General features: G+C 73.1%; 16 protein-coding genes. 12 read left to right on the top strand and 4 right to left on the bottom strand.

Annotated features, from left to right (window positions below):
- Nucleotides 1-50 precede the first annotated feature (50 nt).
- Complete coding sequence (locus FBY41_RS03230) at nucleotides 51-314, top strand: DUF2530 domain-containing protein (protein ID WP_260439530.1); 264 nt, start codon at nucleotides 51-53, stop codon at nucleotides 312-314.
- 82 nt (nucleotides 315-396) lie between these two features.
- Here the strand turns inward: FBY41_RS03230 and FBY41_RS03235 are convergent, their stop codons facing one another.
- A complete protein-coding gene (locus tag FBY41_RS03235; protein WP_375869853.1) occupies nucleotides 397-1,323 on the bottom strand; it encodes a DUF3027 domain-containing protein in 927 nt (308 codons plus the stop codon).
- On the bottom strand, nucleotides 1,320-1,715 hold the full coding sequence (locus FBY41_RS03240) for a cold-shock protein (RefSeq protein WP_141841959.1): 396 nt from the start codon (nucleotides 1,713-1,715) through the stop codon (nucleotides 1,320-1,322). Before FBY41_RS03240 ends, FBY41_RS03235 begins: the two co-directional genes overlap by 4 nt.
- A 190-nt stretch (nucleotides 1,716-1,905) precedes the next feature.
- On the opposite strand from FBY41_RS03240, the gene FBY41_RS03245 reads away from it, so the two are divergent.
- The 4 genes from FBY41_RS03245 (at nucleotide 1,906) to FBY41_RS03260 (ending at nucleotide 5,803) form a co-directional block, all read left to right on the top strand.
- Nucleotides 1,906-3,159, top strand: a complete 1,254-nt coding sequence (locus tag FBY41_RS03245; RefSeq protein ID WP_141841960.1) for a sensor histidine kinase — start codon at nucleotides 1,906-1,908, stop codon at nucleotides 3,157-3,159.
- A complete protein-coding gene (locus FBY41_RS03250; RefSeq protein WP_141841961.1) occupies nucleotides 3,156-3,830 on the top strand; it encodes a response regulator transcription factor in 675 nt (224 codons plus the stop codon). The genes FBY41_RS03245 and FBY41_RS03250 overlap by 4 nt, the downstream gene beginning before the upstream one ends.
- Before the next feature lie 174 nt (nucleotides 3,831-4,004).
- Nucleotides 4,005-4,925, top strand: coding sequence for an ABC transporter ATP-binding protein (locus FBY41_RS03255; protein WP_141841962.1), 921 nt, complete (start codon nucleotides 4,005-4,007; stop codon nucleotides 4,923-4,925).
- A complete protein-coding gene (locus tag FBY41_RS03260) occupies nucleotides 4,922-5,803 on the top strand; it encodes an ABC transporter permease (RefSeq protein ID WP_141841963.1) in 882 nt (293 codons plus the stop codon). Before FBY41_RS03255 ends, FBY41_RS03260 begins: the two co-directional genes overlap by 4 nt.
- A 129-nt stretch (nucleotides 5,804-5,932) precedes the next feature.
- On the opposite strand, the gene FBY41_RS03265 is transcribed toward FBY41_RS03260, so the two are convergent.
- Nucleotides 5,933-6,892 (bottom strand): aldose 1-epimerase family protein, encoded by a 960-nt coding sequence (locus FBY41_RS03265; protein ID WP_141841964.1) that lies wholly within the window; start codon nucleotides 6,890-6,892, stop codon nucleotides 5,933-5,935.
- 90 nt (nucleotides 6,893-6,982) lie between these two features.
- Between FBY41_RS03265 and FBY41_RS03270 the strand changes: the two genes are divergently transcribed.
- Both FBY41_RS03270 and FBY41_RS03275 read left to right on the top strand, forming a co-directional pair.
- Nucleotides 6,983-9,334 (top strand): helicase-associated domain-containing protein, encoded by a 2,352-nt coding sequence (locus FBY41_RS03270; protein WP_141841965.1) that lies wholly within the window; start codon nucleotides 6,983-6,985, stop codon nucleotides 9,332-9,334.
- 6 nt (nucleotides 9,335-9,340) lie between these two features.
- Nucleotides 9,341-9,730 (top strand): DNA polymerase ligase N-terminal domain-containing protein, encoded by a 390-nt coding sequence (locus FBY41_RS03275; protein ID WP_260439531.1) that lies wholly within the window; start codon nucleotides 9,341-9,343, stop codon nucleotides 9,728-9,730.
- A gap of 17 nt (nucleotides 9,731-9,747) precedes the next feature.
- Here FBY41_RS03275 and FBY41_RS03280 read toward each other — a convergent pair whose 3' ends face one another.
- Nucleotides 9,748-10,680, bottom strand: a complete 933-nt coding sequence (locus FBY41_RS03280) for a hydroxymethylglutaryl-CoA lyase (RefSeq protein WP_141841966.1) — start codon at nucleotides 10,678-10,680, stop codon at nucleotides 9,748-9,750.
- Between the two features lie 112 nt (nucleotides 10,681-10,792).
- Between FBY41_RS03280 and FBY41_RS03285 the strand changes: the two genes are divergently transcribed.
- The 5 genes from FBY41_RS03285 (at nucleotide 10,793) to FBY41_RS03300 (ending at nucleotide 16,369) form a co-directional block, all read left to right on the top strand.
- Nucleotides 10,793-12,445, top strand: a complete 1,653-nt coding sequence (locus tag FBY41_RS03285) for a DNA repair helicase XPB (RefSeq protein ID WP_141841967.1) — start codon at nucleotides 10,793-10,795, stop codon at nucleotides 12,443-12,445.
- A gap of 92 nt (nucleotides 12,446-12,537) precedes the next feature.
- Nucleotides 12,538-12,714, top strand: coding sequence for a hypothetical protein (locus tag FBY41_RS23275; RefSeq protein WP_185748867.1), 177 nt, complete (start codon nucleotides 12,538-12,540; stop codon nucleotides 12,712-12,714).
- Between the two features lie 59 nt (nucleotides 12,715-12,773).
- A complete protein-coding gene (locus tag FBY41_RS03290) occupies nucleotides 12,774-13,493 on the top strand; it encodes a response regulator transcription factor (RefSeq protein ID WP_141824700.1) in 720 nt (239 codons plus the stop codon).
- Nucleotides 13,494-13,501: 8 nt separating this feature from the next.
- Nucleotides 13,502-15,055: a sensor histidine kinase gene (locus FBY41_RS03295; RefSeq protein ID WP_260439532.1), complete on the top strand. Its 1,554-nt coding sequence runs from the start codon at nucleotides 13,502-13,504 to the stop codon at nucleotides 15,053-15,055.
- A gap of 39 nt (nucleotides 15,056-15,094) precedes the next feature.
- Nucleotides 15,095-16,369, top strand: coding sequence for a S1C family serine protease (locus FBY41_RS03300; RefSeq protein WP_141841968.1), 1,275 nt, complete (start codon nucleotides 15,095-15,097; stop codon nucleotides 16,367-16,369).
- Nucleotides 16,370-16,510 lie beyond the last annotated feature (141 nt).

The following is a 16,510-nucleotide window of genomic DNA, read 5'->3' on the forward strand; positions in this document are numbered from 1 at the left end:
GGGGTGCCGCCGTGTGCCGGCGTCCGCGGCCACTGTCTAGGCTGTCCACCGTGACCGACGACCCCCGACCGGAGCCTCCCGCGCGCGGCATCCCGATCGACCGCATCCGGCCGCTGCACGTGCCGATGCTGCGGGTCGTCGAGGTCGGCCTCGCGTGCTGGCTCGTCGCGCTCGTGGTCACGCTCGTCGTGCCGGCGCTGCACGACGGTGAGCGCGACTGGTGGCCGTGGGCCTGCGTGGCCGGGCTCGTCCTCGGCGCGATGGGCTGGGCCTACCTGCGTCGTGGGCGCGGCAACGCCCGCGACGCCGCCTGATCGCGCCGGACGCCGGGCTCACCCCGACTAGCCGGTATGCCGTGCCGCGGGGCGACGCCGTGACGGTCCGTCTCCGTGCAGCTCAGTCGGTGACCGGGTCGTCCGACCCGTGGTGCTCCTCCACCGGCGCCTCGGGCCGGGCCTCGTCGGCGCCGTCGGACTCTGGCTCGACCTCGGCAACACCCTCGGGCCGGGCATCCGGCTGGGCGTCGAGCTGCTCCTCGGGCTGCTCCCGCACCGGGGCCGCCTCGAGGTCGACGGCGAACTCGTCGACGATGGGCTCGCCGATCGGCGTCGGCTCGGGCTGGTCGACGTCGGTCTCGGAGTGCGCACCGCACCCGTGGTCGAGCGAGATGACGCGCCCGTCCGAGGGGCTCCACTCGTTGGCGCAGACCCCGAAGGTCGAGCGCAGCGCACCCGCCATCGGCAGGAAGTAGCCGCACGACGAGCACCGGGCCGTGGCCTTGAGCGCGACGTCGGAGGTCGGGCCGCCCTCACCGTCGTACCACCGGCTGGCAGCGGCCTCGCGGCCCTCCGCCGAGAGCACGCGCGGGCGGCCGAGACCGAGCTCGAAGAAGCCCATCTGGTCGACGTCCTCGTCGCCGGTCGCCTCGAAGCCGGCCTCGAGGTAGGGGTCGGTCTCGCGGAAGGGCAGCACGTCGCCGGCGCCGAGGTCTCCGGGAGCCAGCCGGTCGGCATACGGCAGCCACTCGGGTGCGAGGAGCGCGTCGGGGCCGGGGAGCAGGTTGGTCTCGGAGACGGTGGCGACCTTGCCGCGCGGCACGCGCGCGACCGAGACGCCCCAGCGCCACCCCTGGTAGCCGGCCGAGAGGCAGGCGAACCAGTGCATCGCGAGGCGCTCCTCGAGCGGCTCCATGCCGAGGTGCTCGCCGACGGTGCCGGGCTCGGCGATCGTCACGAGGGCCTCACGAGCGAGGTCGACGGCGCCGGCGAGGACGGCGTCGGGGGCACCCGTGCGCGAGCGGGTCGTCGCGGCGGCCACGGTCACGCGTCCAGCTGGTCGGCGAGGCCGCGCAGCGCGCGGGCGACGTTGGAGCCGAGCTTCTTGTCGGGGTAGTGCCCCTTGCGCAGGCCCTCGGAGACGCCGTCGAGCAGCTGCACGACGTCCTCGATGATGACGACCATCTCGTCGGCGGGCTTGCGGTCGCGCTCGCGCCGGCCGGCGGTGACGGACCCGACGGGGTCGAGGACCCGGACCTGGAGCGCCTGGGCGCCCTTGCGGCCCTCGACGATGCCGAACTCGACCCGGGCGCCCTTCTTCAGGCTCGTGACCCCCTCGGGGAGGGCGTTCGCGTGCAGGAAGACGTCGGTGCCGTCGTCCTCGGAGATGAATCCGAAGCCCTTGTCCGCGTCGTAGAACCTGACCTTGCCAGTCGGCACAGTCCACCTCGTTGCTCGTCGCGGGTCGACCCTCCGTGGGCACGACCCGATGGCGCTCCTTGCGCTCCCCTCCAGACTAACGGCTGGGGGCAACACCGATTTCCGCATCCGCCCCGGCTGCGCGCAGGACCGGACCCAAGCCGACCGCGGCGGCTATCGTCGTGACGTGAGGACTGGCCCACGAGGATGGATGGCGCGCCATCCGCGCTGGGTCGACGCCCTCATCGCCGCGGCGATCCTCACCGCCTCGCTGGCCTCGGTGCCCGCGACGCCCGAGGGTCAGGGCATCAGCCTCGGGCCGCCGACCGCCGAGTCGGTCGTGCTCCTCGTCATCGGCTGCGGGGCACTGTTCTGGCGTCGCACGCACCCGGTCACGGTGTGGCTCGTCTCGCTCGCCGCGACCCTCGCCCCGCTGCTCACCGGCACGGTGGGGCGCGGGCTGCCGGCCACCGTCGCCGCCCTCTACGCCCTGGCCGCCTACGGCACGCGCCGGCTTGCCGTGACCGGAGCCGTGGTGACCATGCTGGCGGCGCTCGTGCTCGTCAGCCGTGCCAATGTCCTGTCGGCCTCAGACCCGGTCAGCTACGCCGTCGTCGCCTGGTGCGGCATGGCCGCCGCCCTCGGCGATGCCGTGCGGAGCAACCGCGCCGTGCTCGCGGCGGCGATCGACCGCGCCCGGCGGGCAGAGCAGAGCCGCGAGGAGGAGGCACAGCGCAGGGTCGCGGAGGAGCGGCTGCGCATCTCGCGCGAGCTGCACGACGTCGTGGCCCACCACATCGCCGTCGTCAACGTGCAGGCCGGGGTGGCCGAGCACCTCGCCGGCTCCGACCCCGACCGGGCCGTCGAGGCCATGCGCCAGGTGCGAGCCGCGAGCAGCCAGGCTCTCGCCGAGATGGGCGGACTTGTCGGGCTGCTGCGCACCACCGAGGACGGCCCGGAGCTCGAGCCGGCGCCGGGCCCGGGCGAGCTGCCCCGACTCATCGAAGGGCTCCGGGAGGCGGGTGAGGCCGTGACCTGGCGGCACTCAGGACCCGACATCGACGTCGCCCCGGCCGCCGAGCTACACCTCTACCGCATCGTGCAGGAGGCCCTCACGAACGCGGCACGGCACGGCACCGGCCCCATCGAGCTGGTGACCCGCCAAGAGCCCGAACAACTCGAGGTCGAGGTCTCCAACCGCGTGGCCCCCGCGCCCGTGGGCGACGCCGGTGCAGACGACCACCGCGACTCGGCCGACGGCGTCCACGGCACCGGTCACGGGCTCATCGGCATGCGTGAACGCGTCGCCCTCGTGGGCGGCGACCTGCAGGTCGACTCCGGGCCGAACGGCCGCTTCACCCTGCGGGTGCGCCTTCCGAGCAGCACCGCTCTGCGTGACGAGACCTGTGCCCAGGTGACGGGCCCGACGGGCCTGACGGGCCTGACGGGCCCGGTGAGCGCGTGACCATCTCGGTGCTCGTCGTCGACGACCAGGCCCTCATCCGCGCCGGCTTCTCCGCGATCATCGGCTCCGAGCCCGACCTGGTCGTCGTGGGTGAGGCGGCCACGGGCCGCGAGGCTGTCGACCGGGCTCGCGCCCTGCACCCAGACGTCGTGCTCATGGACATCCGCATGCCCGAGCTCGACGGGCTGCACGCCACCGAGCAGATCACCTCAGATCCGGAGCTGTCGGCCGTGCACGTGCTCGTGCTCACCACCTTCGAGGCCGACGAGAACGTGCTGGCGGCCCTTCGAGCCGGTGCTGCCGGCTTCCTCGGCAAGGACGTCGGCCCCACCGGGCTCGTCGATGCCATCCGCACGGTTGCCGTCGGCGACGCCCTGCTCTCGCCCCGTGCGACCCGAAGCCTCATCGCGCGCTACCTCTCGACGCCGATGGAGGCCTCGGCCACCGTCAGCGACCGCCGGCTCGAGTCCCTCACCGACCGCGAGCGCGAGGTCGTCGTGCTCGTCGGCCGCGGCCTCAGCAACGAGCAGATCGCCGCGACCCTCTTCGTCTCGCCCTTCACGGCGAAGACCCATGTCAACCGGGCCATGACCAAGCTCGGCGCGCGCGACCGCGCCCAGCTCGTCGTCATCGCCTACCAGACCGGGCTCGTGCGCGCCGGGGACCTCTGAGCCCTGGCGGCCGGGGCCCTGGCCACTCGAGCACGTCACGGTCCAGCGCCGGGCCACCGGACGGCATACCGCAGCGGTGGTAGATGCAGGATGCCGCGCTGGGGCGATGCCGTGGACGGCCTCTGTGGGCGACGGTGGTGAGGTGAGAAGACACCCCACCTCCAGGAGCACCCGATGATCGAGGTCGAGCAGCTCGTCAAGCGCTACGGCACCACCACGGCAGTCGACGGCATGACCTTCACCGTGCGGCCGGGGCGCGTCACCGGGTTCCTCGGCCCCAACGGCGCCGGCAAGTCGACGACGATGCGCGTCATCCTCGGCCTCGACCGACCCACCTCTGGCCGCGCCCTCGTCGACGGCATGCCCTATGCCGACTCCCGCGCGCCGATCGCGCACGTCGGCGCGCTGCTCGACGGCAAGGCCTTCGACAGGACGCGCTCGGCCCGCAACCACCTGCGCGCCGTCGGCGCCACCGTCGGCGTCGGCAACCGCCGCGTCGACGACGTGCTCGACCTCGTCGGGCTCACCGACGTGGCCGGCAAGGCCGCGGGCTCGTTCTCGCTCGGCATGGGCCAGCGCCTCGGCATCGCCACTGCGCTGCTCGCCGACCCGCCCGTGGTCATGCTCGACGAGCCGGTCAACGGGCTCGACCCGGACGGCATCAAGTGGATCCGCGCCCTGGCCCGCCAGCTCGCAGCCGAGGGGCGCACCGTCTTCATCTCCTCGCACCTCATGAGCGAGATGGAGCTCACCGCCGACCACCTCATCATCGTCGGCCACGGCAAGGTCATCACCGACCAGCCCATGACCGACTTCATCGACCAGGCATCGGGCGAGCGGGTCGAGGTCGCAGCTCCGCGGGTGGCCGACCTCGCCCGCGCCATCGCCGGGCCCGGCATCGAGATCTCGGCTGCCGAAGAGGGTGTCATCGAGGTGCGCGGCCTCACCGCCGCCCGCATCGGTGAGGTCGCCGCCGAGTCCGGCATCGTGCTTCACCAGCTCGCCACTCGCCGCCTCTCCCTCGAGGAGGCGTTCATGACCCTGACCGACGACGCCGTCGACTTCCATGGCCACACCGAAAGGACCTCGGCATGAGCACGGACACCGCCAGCACTCCCGGCACCGCCAACACCTCGGAGGGGTCCGTGACCGCGACGCCTCGCGCCGTGGCCGGCGGGTACCGGATGACGTGGCCGCGAGTCGTCCGCTCGGAGTGGATCCGCTTCGTCACCGTCCGCGCCAACCTCTGGACCCTGGCCTCCCTCGTCGTCGTCATGGTCGGCATCGGCCTCATCGCTGCCGGTACCTCCACCGGTTCGGTCAGCGCGCCGGGTCCGGCGGGTGGGCGTCCCGGCTTCAGCGGCACCGACCCGCTGACCATCGTGCTCGCCGGCCAGACGCTCGCCGTGCTCGTCATCGGCGTGCTGGGCGTGCTCGTCGGGGTGCGGGAGTACGGCAGCGGCATGGTGCGCACGACGATGGCCGCGGTGCCGCGTCGCCTGCCCGTCCTCGCCGCGCGCATCGTCGTCTTCGTCGCTGTCACCGGGCTCGTCGTCCTCGTCTCGACGGTCGGCGCCTACCTCGGGGGTACCGCCGTGCTCGAGAACGGCGGAGCTGCCACGGCCGCCTGGTCGGACCCCGGCGTGCCACGTGCCGTGCTCGGCACCGCCGCCTACCTCGTCGGCATCGGCATCATCGGCATCTGCCTCGGCATGCTGACCCGCAGCATCGGTTTCGGCGTCGGTTCGTTGATCGGGCTCATCCTCGTCGTGCCTGGCTTCGCCTCGCTCCTGCTGCCCGACGACTGGAAGGACGCCGTGGGTTACCTTCCGTCGCAGGCTGGTTCAGCCTTCACGACGATCACCACCCGCGACAACCTCCTCAGCCCGGGCAACGGCGCCGTCGTCTATGCCGTGTGGCTCGTCGGGGCCGTCGCCGCAGCAGCGGTCGCGCTGCGCCGCCGCGACGTCTGAGGTGCGTCCGTGGGCGGCCTGGCTGGATCTTGCCGCCCATCTGCTGGCTGCGGCGCTGCGACGCGAGCCAGGCGAGCCAGGCGAGCCAGGCGCTCGAGCAGACCTCCGTCGTGCTCGTGGCGGGCGCGGTCACTCCGGATTGATCCCCGGGGTGATGCCCCACGTGCCGGTCCACTCCTCGCCCGGCTCGAGCACCACGAGCGACTCGGTCGAGTTGAAGGCGTCGGCGGGGCACGACATGGGCTCCACCGCGACCCCCGGGACGCCCTTCTGGTCACGGGCGATCGCCGTGAAGACCTGGAGCCATCCGAAGGCCTCGTCGGCCCACAACGTCACGGTGCGGTCGGCCGACGCGACGGTGCACCGCCACCTCCCGTCGGCGTCACGCAGGACGTCGGTGTAGGCGGTGTCGAGGTCATGGGCGCCGACCGGGTGGCGCTCGAGGAAGTCGTAGTCGCTGCCCGGCACCGGGTGGCGACCGACCGGCAGCAGCCGGTCGTCGACCTCGACCCACTCGCGGGCCGGGATGCGCACCTGGATGTCGTCGAGCGGCGTGTCACCCGTGGCCAGGTAGGGGTGCGCGCCGTAGCCGAAGGGGGCAGGCCCGGGGCCGACGTTGCGGGCTGCCGTCGTGACGGTGAGCCCCGAGTCGTCGAGGGCGTAGGTCGTGCGCAGGTCGAGGAAGTGCTCCCAGCCCGGCTGCGGGTGGAGGCGGTAGCCCACCGTGAGCCACGAGTCCTCCATCTCGACGAGCTCCCACAGCACCCACCGGACGAGACCGTGGCTCGCGTTGCGCAGCGGCACCTCGGTGAGCGGCAGCTGCTGCTCCGTGCCGGCGAAGGTGTAGCGGCCGTCCCGGATGCGGTTGGGCCAGGGCATGAGCTGCTGGCCACGCCCCGACGCGCAGCGCTCCTGCGCCGCGTAGCCGGCGACGAGGTCGACGCCGTCGCGGGTCAGCGTCCGCAGCCCGCCTCCGACCTCGACGACCGTCGCCTCGAACGGGCCGTGGCCGATGACCCACTGCTGACCGGTGGGCAGGGCGGCCCCGGGGTCGGAGGCCCCGGTCAGCTCGGGGTGCAGGGCGCTCATGGCGCCCACGGTATCGGCCACCGACAGGCCCAGGGTGGGCACGACACATTGCGGCGCGGCGCACGGGCCGCGGGCCAGTAGGTTGGAGGGATGTCCACCGCGAGCCGCAGCCTGGCCGACGACATCCGCGGGCGCACCGATGCCCAGCTCGTCGACCTCGTGCTCGCGCGCCCGGACCTCGCGCGCCCCTCGCCGGCCGACCTCACGAGCCTCGCCGCCCGCGCGGGCACGCGGGCCAGCGTCCAACGGGCGGTCGAGGCGCTCGACCGGGGCCACCTGCAGGTGCTCGAGGCGCTCGTCGTCGCGGGTGACGGCGCCTCGGTGACTGACCTCGCGACCCTGCTCGGCGGGGCGGACGAGTCCGTCGTCGCCGCGCACCTCACCGACCTCTGGACCGCCGCGCTCGTCTGGCGCGCCTCCGACGGTGAGCACGTCGTGCGCACCGTGCCCGAGGTGTTCGGCTCGTCCATCGCCGGCCTCGGGGCGCCGCTGGCCGAGCTGAGACCCGACCTCGCGTCACGGGTGCCCACGGCCGAGGAGCTGAGGGCGACGATCGCCGAGGCCCCCGACGACGCCCGCGCGATGCTCGAGAAGATGACCTGGGGCCCGGCGCTCGGCGTGCTGCCGACCGGCACCGCCGGTCGGAGCACGGCGCGGTGGCTCATCGAGCGCCACCTCCTGCTGCCCGTGTCGGTCGACCGCGTGGCGCTGCCGCGCGAGGTCGGGCTCGTCCTTCGTGAGGGCCGGCTGCACCGAGCACCGGAGCTCGAGCCACCCGCGCTCGACGCGCGGCCCGCCTCGCTCGTCGACGCGGCAGCCGGCGGCTCGGCCAGCGAGCTGCTGACGCAGGTCGACGAGCTCGCGGCGATGTGGGGCGCCGAGCCCCCGCGCGTGCTGCGCGCGGGTGGCGTGTCGGTGCGGGACCTGCGGGTCACGCAGCAGCGCCTCGACGTCACGCCCGAGCGCACCGCCTTCGTCGTCGAGGTGGCGTATGCCGCCGGGCTCGTCGCCGACGACGGCGAGATCGTGCCCGTCTGGGCCCCGACGGCGCAGATCGACGACTGGCCCTCGATCGACGCCGGGGAGCGCTGGGCGACGCTCGCACTCGCCTGGGCCGGCTCGACCCGGGCGCCGCACCTCGTGGGGCGCCGCTCCAGCGGCACCGGCACGGCCAACGTGCTCGGGCCCGACGTGCAGTGGCCGGCGATCCGCGGTGTGCGGCGCGACGTCCTGCGCGAGCTGGCGATGCTCGACCCGGGGCAGGCCGCCGACGCCACCTCGCTGCGGGCCCGGCTCGCGTGGCGCCGCCCGAGCCGGACGGCCGCGGTGCTCGGCGACGCCGTCGAGGCGGTGCTGCGCGAGGCCGAGTGGCTCGGCGTCACCGGCCGCGGCGCCCTCTCCGAGGCCGGCAGGGCCCTCGTCGACACGGCCTTCCCCGCCGTCCCCGATCACCCCCCGATTCGAGGTGATCGCGGAGGTGGTGCCGGTGGCGCGATCACCTCGAACGGGCAGCCGCAGGGCGAGGGCCTCCACTCGGTCGCGGCAGCGATGGCGGCGCACCTGCCGGCCCCCGTCGACCACGTGCTCGTCCAGGCAGACCTCACCGCTGTCGCGCCCGGGCCGCTCGTCGGGTCGCTCGGGGCCTTCATGCGCCTCGCGGCCGACGTCGAGTCCCGCGGCGGCGCCACCGTCTACCGCTTCACCCCCGAGTCGGTCCGCCGGGCGCTCGACGCCGGCTGGACCTCGGCCGAGGTCATCGAGACCGTGCGCAGGTCGAGCCGCACCCCGGTGCCCCAGCCGCTCGAGTACCTCGTGTCGGACGTCGCGCGACGACACGGGCAGACGCGCATCGGCGGCGCGGCGGCATACATCCGCTCCGACGACGAGGCGGTCCTCGACACGATGCTCGCCTCGCGCGACCTCTCGGCGCTGCAGCTGCGGCGGCTCGCGCCGACGGTGCTCGTGTCGTCGGCCGACCCGCGGGTGCTCATCGACCTGCTGCGCGAGCACGGGTTCGCACCGGTGCACGAGGGCCGCGACGGCACCGTCGTGCACGCCGAGACCCCCAAGCGACGCGCCGGCACACGGCGTCGCGGGCCCGCACCCGTCGTGTCACCGGTCGACCTCGACACGACGCGCCACCTCGTGGAGTCGCTCCGGGCCGCCGAGGCGACGGCCGCCGACCGGCGCGCCGAGCACGACCAGCGCTCCGGGCCGAGCATCCCCGCGACCGACCCCGTCGTCACGCTCGCCCTGCTGCGCGACGCCGTGGCCGAGCACCACGGCGTGTGGATCGGCCTGTCCGACCAGGTCGGCATCACGACGCGCCATCTCATCCATCCCCAGCGCGTCGAGGGCGGCCGGGTCTGGGCGAAGGACGACGCCGGCCGCGAGCGCACCTTCTCGGTGCACCGCATCACCGGCGCCACGCTCGAGGGCTGATCGAACGTGGCACGCGGACCAGACGAGGGCGGCCTCGGACGCCCGGGGCACCGGCCGGCATACGTGCTCCACGACCACCGCAAGCCGCGCCCTCACGTCGACCTGCGGCTCGAGGAGGACGGCGTGCTGCGGTCGTGGGCGGTGCCCAAGGGGCTGCCGACGTCGAGCCGGCACGACCGCCTCGCCGTCGCGGTCGACGACCACGCGATGGACCACCTCGGCTACACCGACGAGCACAAGTCAGTCGCCGACACGGGCTGGTGGGCGGAGGAGTCGCGCGACGACCACCGGATCGTCTTCGTGCTCCATGGCCGCACCGGCTCGCGCCGCTACGCGCTGATCCGGACCGACCGTGACTGGCTGCTGCACCTCACCAAGGACCAGCCCCCGGCCTGACCCCCGCTGCTGCGTGCCTACGCCCCCGCGAGGGCGCGCACGACGTTGCTCGGCGAGGGCCGGCCGAGCTGACCGGCCATCCAGACCGAGGTCTCGACGAGCGCGTCGAGGTCGACACCGGTCTGCACGCCCGCACCGTGCAGGGCCCACACGAGGTCCTCGGTGGCGAGGTTGCCGGTGGCCGACTTCGCGTAGGGGCAGCCGCCGAGGCCGCCCGCAGCGGCGTCGACGACCGCGACACCGTCGCGCAGGGCGGCCATCGTGTTGGCGAGCGCCTGGCCGTAGGTGTCGTGGAAGTGCACGGCGATGCGGTCGGCGCCGATGCCCCGCGCACCGAGCGCCTCGAGGAGCCGGTGCACGTGGCCGGTCGTGCCGACCCCGATCGTGTCGCCGAGGCTGAGCTCGTGGCAGCCGAGGTCCATGAGCCGCTCGGCCGTGTCGACGACCTGCCCGACCGGCACCGGCCCCTCCCACGGGTCGCCGAAGCACATCGACACGTAGGCGCGCACCCACATGCCGCCGGCGAGCGCCCGCTCGACGACGGGCGCGAACATCGCGAACTGCTCCGTCACCGAGCGGTTGAGGTTCTTCTGGGCGAAGGTCTCGGTGGCCGACCCGAAGACGGCGATCGCCTGCAGGCCCAGCTCCTCGGCGCGGTCGAGGCCGCGCTCGTTGGGCACGAGGGCGGGGCGGCGGCGCCCGAGCCCGTCGGCGCCGAGGCCGGCGAGCACCTCCTCGGCGTCGCCCATCTGCGGCACCCACCTCGCGGGGACGAACGAGGTCGTCTCGATCGTGCCGAGGCCTGCGGCCTCGAGGCGCCGGATGAACTCGACCTTCGTCACCGCGGGCACGATCGTCTTCTCGTTCTGCAGGCCGTCGCGCGGGCCGACCTCGTAGATCGTCACCGTCGGGGGCAGGCCCGTAGCCGCCTCCACCTGTGGGGATCGCATGCGCCCATACTGTCACCACGCCACAGGAGCCCCCTCGACGCCGGTTGGATGTAGCGGCTCGACGTCGGGCCCTCCGGAATACATCGAACCGACAGCGGGGTTGAGCACGACGATGAATGACGGACCCCTGATCGTCCAGAGCGACAAGACCCTCCTCCTCGAGGTCGACCACCCGAGCGCCGAGGCCGCGCGCCGCGCGATCGCACCCTTCGCCGAGCTCGAGCGCGCCCCCGAGCACGTCCACACCTACCGGATCACCCCGCTCGGCCTGTGGAACGCGCGCGCCGCCGGGCACGACGCCGAGCAGGTCGTCGACGCGCTCATGACCCACAGCAGGTATGCCGTCCCACACGCCCTGCTCGTCGACGTGGCCGACACGATGGACCGGTACGGCCGCCTCACCCTCGAGAAGGAGGGGCTGGCGGACTCGGCCGAGGGCACCCGCCTCGTGCTGCGCACGACCGACCGCCCGGTGCTCGAGGAGGTCCTGCGGCACAAGAAGATCCGCCCGCTCGTCGGCGAGCGCATCGACGAGCTCGCCGTCGTCGTGCACCCGAGCGAGCGCGGCACCCTCAAGCAGGAGCTGCTCAAGGTGGGCTGGCCGGCGGAGGACCTCGCCGGCTACGTCGACGGCGAGGCGCACCCGATCGGCCTCCAGCAGGACGGCTGGCACCTGCGGCCCTACCAGCAGCAGGCCGTCGACGGCTTCTGGCACGGCGGCTCGGGCGTCGTCGTGCTGCCCTGCGGCGCGGGCAAGACGCTCGTCGGCGCCGGCGCGATGGCGGCCGCCAAGGCGACGACGCTCATCCTCGTCACGAACACCGTGAGCGCACGGCAGTGGAAGGACGAGCTGATCAAGCGGACGACGCTGACCGAGGACGAGATCGGCGAGTACTCCGGCGCCCGCAAGGAGATCCGGCCCGTCACCATCGCGACCTACCAGGTGCTGACGACCCGGCGGAAGGGCGCCTACACCCACCTCGACCTGCTCGACGCCCGCGACTGGGGACTCGTCGTCTATGACGAGGTCCACCTCCTTCCGGCACCGATCTTCCGGATGACCGCGGACCTTCAGGCGCGCCGCCGGCTCGGCCTCACCGCGACCCTCGTGCGCGAGGACGGCCGCGAGGCCGACGTCTTCAGCCTCATCGGCCCCAAGCGCTTCGACGCCCCGTGGAAGGACATCGAGGCGCAGGGCTACATCGCTCCCGCCGACTGCGTCGAGGTGCGCGTCACGCTGCCCGAGGGCCAGCGCCTCGCGTATGCCGTGAGCGAGCCCGAGGAGCGCTACCGCCTCGCGTCGTGCTCCGACGCGAAGCTGCCGGTCGTCGAGAAGCTCGCGCAGCGGCATACCGGGGAGCCGACGCTCGTCATCGGGCAGTACCTCGACCAGCTGCACGAGGTGGCCGAGCGCCTCGGCGCCGAGGTCATCACCGGCGAGACGACGGTCCGCGAGCGCCAGCGGCTCTACGACGCCTTCCGCGCCGGCGACATCACGACGCTCGTCGTCAGCAAGGTCGCGAACTTCTCCATCGACCTGCCCGAGGCGAGCGTCGCGATCCAGATCAGCGGCACCTTCGGCTCGCGGCAGGAGGAGGCCCAGCGCCTCGGCCGGGTGCTGCGCCCCAAGGGCGACGGCCGCACGGCGCACTTCTACACGATCGTCTCGCGCGACACCGTCGACGCCGACTTCGCCGCACACCGCCAGCGCTTCCTCGCCGAGCAGGGCTACGCCTACCGGATCGTCGACGCCGACGACCTCTGATCGCGCGCTGACACGAGTCGGCGGCACCGTCGGCTGTCTCACCCTGCGACGCGATTAGGTCAGGACAGCCTTACCTAATTACCATCGTCGCCGTGGGCAAGCTCAAGGCGAAGGACATCGGCCGCATCAAGCCGAAGTCGAAGTGCTGCAAGAAGCGCACGCGGTGCGTCAAGTGCCCCGTGGTCCTCCACCGACTCGGCAAGCAGGACTGCGGGTCGATGTGCAAGAAGGACTTCCAGAAAGTCCTCGACAAGGCCCGCAAGCGCTGACGTCGTCTCGTCGGTCACGTTCTCAGGAATCTCCCAGCAAACATGCGGAGACTGACGACGTGGAGACCCAGACGCCCGCCCCCGAGGCACGGTTGCTCGTCGTCGAGGACGAGCCCAACATCCGCGAGCTGCTCGCGACCTCGCTCCGTTTCGCCGGCTTCGAGGTGGAGACCGCCGGCGACGGCGCGACCGCCCTGGCCCTCGCCGAGGAGGGCGAGCCCGACCTCGTCGTGCTCGACGTCATGCTGCCCGACGTCGACGGCTTCGAGGTGACCCGGCGACTGCGCGACCGCGGTCGCCAGCAGCCCATCGTCTTCGTCACGGCGCGCGACGCCACGGGCGACAAGATCGCCGGCCTCACGGTCGGCGGCGACGACTACGTGACGAAGCCCTTCAGCCTCGAAGAGGTCATCGCCCGCATCCGCGCCGTCCTGCGCCGCACCCGTGGGGGCGCCGACGAGGGCTCGACCCTGCGCTTCCACGACCTCGAGCTCAACGAGGACTCGCACGAGGTGCGCCGCGGTGGCCGGGTCATCGACCTGTCGCCCACGGAGTTCAAGCTGCTGCGCTACCTGCTCCTCAACCCCAACCGGGTGCTGTCCAAGCTGCAGATCCTCGACCACGTGTGGGACTACGACTTCCGCGGCGAGTCCGGCATCGTCGAGTCCTACATCTCCTACCTGCGGCGCAAGATCGATGCCGACGGGCCCTCCCTCATCCACACGAAGCGTGGCGTGGGCTACGTTCTTCGGGTGCCGCCCGAGCTGACCACCGTCTGAGCGGCGCCGTGGCGTCGACGACCGCGAGAGGGGTGCGCGCCCTCCCCCGCCGGATGCGGGCGCTGCCCCTGCGGTGGCGCCTGCTCGGCGTCGCCCTCGGTCTCATCGCCGTCGCGCTCGCGCTGACGACCTTCGTCGTCTCCGTGCTGCTCACGCGCTACCTCATGGGCCAGACCGAGCAGGAGCTCAAGGTCTACGCCGCGAGCATCGCCAGCATCACGAGCGACGAGACGACCGAGCTCGGCAGCGTCAAGCCGCGACTGCCCACCGGCTTCACGGTGCGCACCATCCACCTCGAGGACGGCACCGTCGAGTCCATCGGTGAGGCGGTCCTCGAGCCGCACCCGGCCGCCCTGCCCCCGCTCACGCGCACCGATCCGCGCGTCACGAAGGGCACGACGTTCACGGTCGGCTCGCAAGGTGGGGACGGCCAGTGGCTCGCCGTCGCCCAGCTCGACGCGGCACGCCAGCACATCCAGGTCGTCGCGCTCCCGCTGCGCCAGCTCGAGCGCACCGTCACCCAGTTCCTCTGGTATGCCGCGGCCATCGGTGCCATCGCGCTGCTCGCGTGCGCCGTGCTGGGGTGGTTCCTCATCGGCCGCACCTTCCGGCCGCTCACGCGGATCGAGGACACCGCCGCAGGCATCGCCGCCGGTGACCTGACCCGCCGCGTCGACGTGCCGGAGACCGACGACGAGGTCGCCTCGCTGTCGCGGTCGCTCAACCAGATGCTGGCGCGGATCGAGCAGAGCTTCACCGTGCGCCAGGCCAACGAGGCCCGCATGCGCCGCTTCATCGCCGACGCCTCCCACGAGCTGCGCACCCCGCTCGCAGCCGTCAGCGGCTACGCCGAGCTCTACCGCCAGGGCGCGCTGCCCTCGTCCGAGGCCGTCGCCGGGGCGATGGGCCGCATCGAGAGCGAGAGCCACCGGATGAGCGGCCTCGTCGAGGACCTGCTCACCCTCGCCCGCCTCGACGGCGAGCGGCCCCTCGAGCTGCAGACCGTCGACCTCGCCGTCCTTGCTGCCGACGCCGCCCAGGACGCGCGCACGATCGACCCGGCCCGCCCGTTCACGGCCACCGGCATCCGGGGGCCGATCGAGCCGACCGAGCTCATCGCGGACGAGCGGCAGCTGCGGCAGGTCGTCACCAACCTCGTGACCAACGCCCGGGTCCACACCCCGGCGGGCACGCCGGTCGAGATCCTCGTCGGCCCGGTCCCGGGGAGCACGCCCGCCCGGGTCGCGCTCCACGTGCGCGACCACGGCCCCGGCATCCCCGCCGCCGACCGCCAGAACGTCTTCGAGCGCTTCTACCGCGCCGACTGGTCGCGCAGCCGCAAGGGCGGCGGTGGCAGCGGGCTGGGTCTGGCCATCGTCGAGGCCATCGTGGCCTCGCACGGCGGCACCGTCCGGGTCGACGACACCGCGGGCGGCGGCGCGACGATCGTCGTCGAGCTGCCCGTCCAGCCGGCTCCCTCCGACGGCAGCGCGGCGCTCCCCCACGCTGCACAGTCAGTTCATAGGAAGGCCACATCGCTGTCAAAAGCTCCCCGGGTGTGATGGGTACAAGAGCTTGAAGGACCCACAGGAGGAGCAGCCATGAGCATGGCAACGGAACCCACGCAGCAGATCCCGAGCGCTGCCGACTACTACCAGCAGAGCGCCCCGATGCCGCCGGCTCCTCCGACGCCGCCCGCCGGGCAGAGCTTCCAGAAGCCGGAGCCGCCGCGTCGCGAGCGTCGCGGCTTCGCCGGGACCGCCGGCGTGGCCCTGCTCGCAGCCGTCCTCGCCAGCGGCGGCACGTATGCCGTCACGCAGCTCACCGAGAGCCCCGCCCCGGCCACGACGACCTCGACGACGACGCAGAACCAGGGCTCGTCGCCGACCGTCATCCAGGGCAACGCCACGGCTCCGGACTGGACCGCCGTCGCCAAGGCCGTCTCGCCCAGCGTCGTCAGCATCGACGTGACGACGCAGCAGGGCTCCGGCGCCGGCTCCGGCGTCATCCTCGACACGAACGGCCACGTACTGACCAACAACCACGTCGTCGGCGACGCCACCGGCAACGGCGCGATCAGCGTCACCCTCGCCGACGGCCGCACCTACGGCGCGACCATCGTCGGCACCGACCCCTCGACCGACCTCGCCGTCATCAAGCTCACCTCGGCCCCGAGCGACCTCACGCCGATCAGCCTCGGCGACAGCTCTATCCTCAAGGTGGGCGACCCGGTCATGGCCGTCGGCAACCCGCTCGGCCTCTCCGGCACCGTGACCACCGGCATCGTCTCGGCCCTCAACCGGCCGGTCAGCACGAGCGAGGCCAGCCCCTCGCCCAACGGCTCGACCTCGAGCGACACCGTCGTCACCAACGCGATCCAGACCTCGGCCGCGATCAACCCCGGCAACTCCGGTGGCGCCCTCGTCAACGCCAAGGGCGAGCTCGTCGGCATCAACAGTGCCATCGCCTCGCTCGGCGCGGCCCAGGGCACCCAGGGCGGCAACATCGGCATCGGCTTCGCGATCCCCGTCAAGGAGGCCAAGTCCATCTCCCAGCAGCTGATCAAGACCGGCCAGGCCGAGCACGCCTTCCTCGGGGTCAGCGCCAAGGACACGACGGTCAAGGACGGCTCCGCGCAGCGCGCCGGCGCCCAGGTCGCGGCGGTCAACAGCGGCACCCCCGCCGCCAAGGCCGGCATCAAGACCGGTGACGTCATCATCGCCGTCAACGGCCAGCCGGTCGACTCCTCGACGGCCCTCGTCGCCCAGATCCGGGCCATGACGGCCGGCGACACGGCGACGGTCACCCTGATCCGCGACGGCGCCCGCCAGGACGTGCAGGTCACCCTCGCGGTGAAGCCCGCCACGAGCAACTGACCATCTCGACCCCTGCGTCCGGGGTGCCGAATCCCCTGTGCGGCATCCCGGGCCGCAGGCCCCTCGCGGCAGCTGCAACCGCCGCGACCGCGCCGCCGCCACCCTCGTCCCGAGCGAAGGGGTGGCGGCGGCGTTCGCGCG

The sequence above is a fragment of the Humibacillus xanthopallidus genome, from assembly GCF_006716675.1.
GTDB classification, from domain to species: Bacteria; Actinomycetota; Actinomycetes; order Actinomycetales; family Dermatophilaceae; genus Humibacillus; species Humibacillus xanthopallidus_B.